Origin of the sequence: Streptomyces sp. NPDC048664, assembly GCF_040650555.1 — a bacterium.
GTDB lineage: Bacteria > Actinomycetota > Actinomycetes > Streptomycetales > Streptomycetaceae > Streptomyces.
Window position 1 is genome coordinate 1 of sequence record NZ_JBEZHK010000075.1, and the last position, 1043, is coordinate 1043.

A 1043-nucleotide genomic window follows, 5' to 3' on the forward strand; every position below is an offset into this window, starting at 1 on the left:
CCGGCCCCGTTCCTGAACCAGGCCCAACTCGACCAGCTCTACTCCGCCTCCAAAGCCATCCTCAAGGAAGCCGGCTACATCGGCGCCGGCACCGTCGAGTTCCTCGTCGGCGCCGACGGCACCATCTCCTTCCTCGAGGTCAACACCCGCCTCCAGGTCGAACACCCCGTCACCGAAGAAGTCGCCGGCATCGACCTCGTCCGCGAGATGTTCCGCATCGCCGACGGCGAAACACTCGGCTACGACGACCCCACCCTGCGCGGCCACTCCATCGAGTTCCGCATCAACGGCGAGGACCCCGGCCGCAACTTCCTGCCCGCCCCCGGCACCGTCACCCGCTTCGACGCCCCCACCGGCCCCGGCGTCCGCCTCGACGCCGGCGTCGAAGCCGGCAGCGTCATCGGCCCCGCCTGGGACTCCCTCCTCGCCAAACTCATCATCACCGGCCGCACCCGCAAAGAAGCCCTCCAACGCGCCGCCCGCGCCCTCGCCGAGTTCCACATCGACGGCATGGCCACCGCCATCCCCTTCCACCGCGCCGTCGTCACCGACCCCGCCTTCGCCCCCGAACTCGACAACTCCGACCAGCCCTTCACCGTCCACACCCGCTGGATCGAAACCGAGTTCACCAACAACATCCCCCCCTTCACCAACCCCGCCGACACCGACACCGACGAAGAACCCGGCCGGGAGACCGTCGTCGTCGAGGTCGGCGGCAAACGCCTCGAAGTCTCCCTGCCCTCCTCACTGGGCATGTCCCTGGCCCGCACCGGCCTCGCCGCCGGCGCCAAACCCAAACGACGCGCCGCGAAGAAGTCCGGCCCCGCCGCCTCCGGCGACACCCTCGCCTCCCCCATGCAGGGCACCATCGTCAAGATCGCCGTCGAAGAAGGCCAGGAAGTCAAGGAAGGCGACCTCATCGTCGTCCTCGAAGCCATGAAGATGGAACAACCCCTCAACGCCCACAAAGCAGGCACCATCAAGGGCCTCACCGCCGAGGTCGGCTCCTCCATCACCTCGGGCGCGGCCATCTGCGACATCAC

The 1043-nt window shown here is 68.6% G+C and carries 1 protein-coding gene; it reads left to right on the plus strand.

Annotated features, from left to right (window positions below):
* Positions 1-1043, plus strand: a 1043-nt coding sequence (locus AB0C59_RS34840) for a biotin/lipoyl-containing protein (RefSeq protein WP_363011880.1), incomplete at both ends; no start/stop codon positions are given.